At 65.4% G+C, this 4,808-nt stretch carries 3 protein-coding genes; 1 reads left to right on the top strand and 2 read right to left on the bottom strand.

All coding sequences use genetic code 11. The features are described 5' to 3' along the window. A partial coding sequence (bioB, locus tag ACJWXQ_RS02940; protein ID WP_406672102.1) for a biotin synthase BioB occupies nt 1-1,005 on the bottom strand: 1,005 nt, incomplete at its 3' end. Nucleotides 1,006-1,105: 100 nt separating this feature from the next. On the opposite strand from bioB, the gene ACJWXQ_RS02935 reads away from it, so the two are divergent. Continuing rightward, on the top strand, nt 1,106-1,813 hold the full coding sequence (locus tag ACJWXQ_RS02935) for a ComF family protein (RefSeq protein ID WP_346051449.1): 708 nt from the start codon (nt 1,106-1,108) through the stop codon (nt 1,811-1,813). Between the two features lie 189 nt (nt 1,814-2,002). Here ACJWXQ_RS02935 and ACJWXQ_RS02930 read toward each other — a convergent pair whose 3' ends face one another. Next, nucleotides 2,003-4,591 (bottom strand): bifunctional aspartate kinase/diaminopimelate decarboxylase, encoded by a 2,589-nt coding sequence (locus ACJWXQ_RS02930; protein WP_346051451.1) that lies wholly within the window; start codon nt 4,589-4,591, stop codon nt 2,003-2,005. Between the last annotated feature and the right edge of the window lie 217 nt (nt 4,592-4,808).

Raw genomic sequence — 4,808 nt, 5'->3', positions numbered from 1 at the left:
TTCGGCCTGCTCCGGCCGGATGCCCAGGCGCCGGAACAGGGCGCGATCGCGGTCGGCCTCGGGGTTGTCGGTGGTCAGGAGTTTGTCGCCGTAGAAGATGGAGTTGGCGCCGGCAAGGAAACACAGGGCCTGGGTTTCCTCGCTCATCTCGGTCCGCCCGGCGGACAGACGCACGTGGGAGGCGGGCATCATCAGGCGGGCGGCGGCGATGCTGCGAACGAATTCCAGCGGATGGACCGCTTCCTCGCCATGGAGGGGCGTGCCAGGCACCTGGACCAATTGATTGATGGGTACGCTTTCCGGGTGCTGATCAAGATTGGCCAGGGTCCGGAGCATGTCGGCGCGGTGGGCGGTTTCCTCGCCCATGCCGATGATGCCGCCGCAGCAGACATTGAGCCCGGCCTCGCGGACGTTTTCCAGGGTGTCGAGGCGGTCCTGGAAGGTTCGGGTGGTGATGATGTCGCCGTAGAATTCCTCAGCGGTATCGATGTTGTGGTTGTAGTAGTCCAGCCCGGCTTCGGCCATGCGCTCGGCCTGTTCCCGGCTCACCATGCCGAGGGTGGCGCAGGTTTCCATGCCCAGCTCACGGACACCGCGAATCATGTCGATGATGCGGTCCAGATGCTTGTCGGTGGGGCTGCGGTAGGCCGCGCCCATGCAGAAGCGGGTGGCCCCCTTCTCCCTGGCCGCCCTGGCCTGGGCCAGGACCAGGTCCACGTCCATGAGTTTTTCCTTTTCCAGGCCGGTGTCGTAGCGCGCGCTCTGCGGGCAATAGGCGCAGTCTTCCGGGCAGGCGCCGGTCTTGATCGACAGCAGCGTACTGACCTGGACTTCATTGGCATCGAAATGCTTGCGATGGACGGTCTGAGCGGCAAAAATCAGGTCGTTGAAGGGCACTTCGAACAGTGCCCGAGACTCGGCGGCGGTCCAGTCATGACGGGGCTGACCGTCACGGGCACGCGCCAGCACGGCGGTGGGATCCAGGTTTTGGTCGGCGGCAGACATGGCAATTCCCCAATCGTCGCGTGGGCGCGAGTTGTAAGCTGGCTTGAAAGAACAGGCTGGGGAGTCTAACCAAAAGCCCGTCAACCGAAAAGGGGAAGTAATGGTTTACCGATGGCTGCGGCGGCTGGAGGGGCTACTCCTGCCCCATCGATGCCTGCTGTGCGGCGCGGTGGGCGAGGACGGCATGGACATTTGCCAGGGCTGCGGGCAGGACCTGCCCTGGAATCGGCGGCCCTGCCAGCGTTGCGCCAACCCCCTGCCGCCGGGCACCCGGACACAACTCTGCGGGGACTGCCAGAGCGGTCGAACCCCGAAAGGCTTCGACCAGATCATGGCCCCGCTGCTCTATGACTTTCCGGTGGATCGCCTGATTCTGGCGCTGAAATTCCAGCATGAACTGGCGCCGGGACGACTGCTGGGGAGCCTCTGCGCCCATGCCCTGGCCGCCGAGGGCATCGAACCACCGCAGGGGCTGGTGCCGGTTCCCCTGCATCCGGCGCGCTGGCGACAGCGGGGATTCAATCAGGCGGTGGAACTGGCCCGGCCGCTCAGTCGACAACTGGGGGTGCCGATATTGACTCGCGGGCTGAAACGCCAGCGCAGCGCCCGCCCCCAGTCGGAACTGCCCCTGGACCAGCGCCGCCGTAACGTCCACGGCCTGTTCCGGGTCAGCGGCCCCGTCCCGAACCACGTCGCCATCGTCGACGACGTGGTCACCTCCGCCAGCACCGTCGCCGAACTGGCCCAGGCCCTGAAACAGGCCGGGGCCAGCCGGGTCGATGTCTGGGCGATTGCCCGGACACCCTGATCGCTCGGTGCCGGATTCGGGCCTTGAGTGTTAGACACAGAGGTCACAGAGGGTCCCGCAGAGGGCCACGGACTTTCAGAAAGGCATTACGGCCCCACCCTGATCAACCCTCTGCGCTCCTCTGCGGATTCTCTGCGCCCTCTGTGTCTAAGACTCAACACCGGAATCCAGCACCGAACCACCAGCAAACTACTCGATTACCACCTCCCGGGCCGGTTGGCGGAGGTTGTAGCTGGAGCTCATGACGCGGCCGTAGGCGCCGGCGTTGGCGATGGCGATGACGTCGCCCTCAAAGCAGTCGGGCAGGAGGCGGTCGTTGCCGAGCACATCCCCGGTCTCGCAGATGGGCCCCACCACGGTGGCCGGGGTGGTGGCCGGTTCATCGGGGCGGGAGAGATTGACGATCTCATGCCAGGCGCCATACAGGGATGGCCGGATGAGTGAGTTCATGCCGGTCTCGATACCCACGTAGCGGGCTTCGCCCTTGCCCTTGGTCTGGGTCACCCGGGCGATCAGCACGCCGGCCCGGGCGACCACGTAACGTCCCGGCTCAATCCAGAGCTGGCGTCCCGGGAAGGCGGTTGCCATGGAGCGCAGGGAAGCATCCATGGCCTGGGTGTCCAGCGGCTCGTCGCCGGCCTTCTCCACCACGCCCAGGCCACCACCAAGATCGAGGATCTCCACATCGGGAAAGTGCTCGGCGGCTTCACCCAGAACCAGAGCGATCTGGCGCCAGTTGTCGGGATTGCGAATGCCGCTGCCGCTATGAGCATGAAGACCCACCACGCGGGCACCGGCGGCGGCGACCAGGCGGGCGGCCTCTTCCAGTTCAAACAGGGGAATGCCGAATTTGGACTGGGTACCGGCGGTGCGCACGTGCTTGTGGTGCCCCCGGCCCTGCCCCGGGTCCAGGCGCAGAAAGATGTCGCGGTCCTTGAACAGCTCCGGCCAGTGCTGCAGGGGATGGAGGTTATCCAGGGTCACTCTTACTCCCGCCTCCAGGCCAAAGGCATATTCCTCGCGGGGTGCGAAATTGGGGGTGAAGAGGATGCGTTCGGGATCGATCCCGGGGCGCTCGCTCAAGACGTGCCTGACCTCGCCCGGGGAAACACATTCAAATCCGAAACCGGCCGCATCCACCCGGGCCAGGATGTCGGGGTGGGCATTGGCCTTGACCGCATACAGCACCCGATCCACTGACTTGAGCTGCTCCAGTTCATCGATGGCCGTCTGCAGGGAAGGCAGGTGATAGACAAAGGCCGGGCCGTGTTCGGTGGCCAAGCTGATCAGGCGGTCGCGGTCCTGCCACCACCAACCCACCCGGCGCTGGGCGGGTGCCAGATCCGGGCCGGGCTCGAACAGTTGCTGCCAGGTGGGCCCCAGGACCGGGTCATCGGGCACGGTGTGAATGAGACTGCGATGGAGTTGCTCCACCAGCCGTGGGGCCTCAGCGGCCTCGATCACGGCGGTGAAGTTGAGGTCGTTGGCGGCCTGGCTGAGCAGATGAATGCGCCGTTCCTCGAATACCTCCAGGGCGGGGCCCAGTTGATGGAGGATGGAGCGAATGCGCTGACCAACCACGCTGACCGTGGCGCAATCCCGGATCAACCGCGCCCGGCAGAATCCGGACAGATCATCCACCAGCTCGTCCAGTACCGCTTCGCCCAGATCATTGGCATCGGCATCCAGGGAGACGGTGACATTGGTCTCGGAAGTGGACACCAGATCCACGGACAATCCATGACGCTTGAAGGCATCAAAGGCCCGGGCCAGGAAGCCCACCTCCTGCCACATGCCCAGGGTTTCCATGGAGACCAGAACCACCCCGGCGCGGCTGGAAATGGCCTTGACCCTGGCCTCGGTGTCGCCACTGCCGGGACCGATCTCGGTGCCGGCCATGTCCGGGTCGGGGGTATAGCGGACCTGTAGGGGAATGCCGTGGCGCCGCACCGGTGCGATGCAGCGGGGATGGAGGACCTTGGCACCGGTGGTGGCAATCTCCTGGGCCTCGTCATAGTCCAGACGCCGTAGCAGGCGGGCACTGGGCAAATCACGGGGGTTGGCACTGAACAAGCCCGGGACGTCGGTCCAGATTTCCAGTCGCTCGGCGCCCAGGCGGGCGGCAAGATAGGCGGCCGACGTGTCGGACCCGCCCCGGCCCAGCAGAGCCGGTCCACCCTCGGGATGACGGGCAAAGAAACCCTGGGTGAGCAGCAGCGCGCCCTGTTGCGCCGCCGCGCTGGCGGCCTCCGGGTCATGAGCGTCATCACAGACGGCGGACAAGTAGTCGGCAGCATCGAGATTGCGCGGCTGGATGGTGAGCAACTCTGTGGGATCGATGGCGACCGGGCCGTGCCCGGCCACTGCCAGTCGGGCCCGGGCAAGGATGCCGGCCATGCGCTCACCGCAGACCATGGCCCGGGCGCGCACCCGCGGTGTGACCTCGCCGATCAGGCGCGCACCCTCCAATAGTCGGCCCAGTTCCCCGAGCTGTTCCTCCAGCGGGCCGTCGATGCCCTCCAGGTCCATGGCGGCGGCCAGGGCCAGGTGCTGTTCACGAAGCTTATCGATCAGAGACTCGAGCTGGAGCTCGGCAATCCGGTCGAGGGCGCCGGCAATGGCATCGGAGACCCCGGCCAGGGCGGAATGGACCATCAGCACCCGATAGCCGTCCTGTTTTCGTTTGGCCACCACCGCCTCAATGGATTTCCAGTTCTCCACCGACGACACGCTGGTTCCACCAAACTTTAGGACGACCAGGGGACTGTCTGAAGCCATTCCGTTTTCTCCTGTTTTGTCGTTGCTTCATGAAAAGACGCCTCGCGCAAAGGCGCGAAGACGCCAAGAAATCAAAACTTTACCCGGGCGTTAATGGGCCAGGCCCGGAACCTCTGCTGGGCCCATTCGCGGCCTCAGTTGGCAGTGAGAGTCGCTGATTCAAGGCGCAGCGCGCAGCACAGTAGTTGGGCTACGGGCAAGCGCTGTAACGCAGAAG

Origin of the sequence: Natronospira sp. (assembly GCF_007134575.1) — a bacterium.
GTDB classification, from domain to species: Bacteria; Pseudomonadota; Gammaproteobacteria; order Natronospirales; family Natronospiraceae; genus Natronospira; species Natronospira elongata.
This window is presented reverse-complemented; position numbering and strand designations above follow the sequence as displayed.

Coding starts and splice junctions, on each gene's coding strand:
- ACJWXQ_RS02935 (WP_346051449.1), top strand. CDS start 1,106: ATGGTTTACCGATGGCTGCGGCGGCTGGAGGGGCTACTCCTGCCCCAT.
- ACJWXQ_RS02930 (WP_346051451.1), bottom strand. CDS start 4,591: ATGGCTTCAGACAGTCCCCTGGTCGTCCTAAAGTTTGGTGGAACCAGC.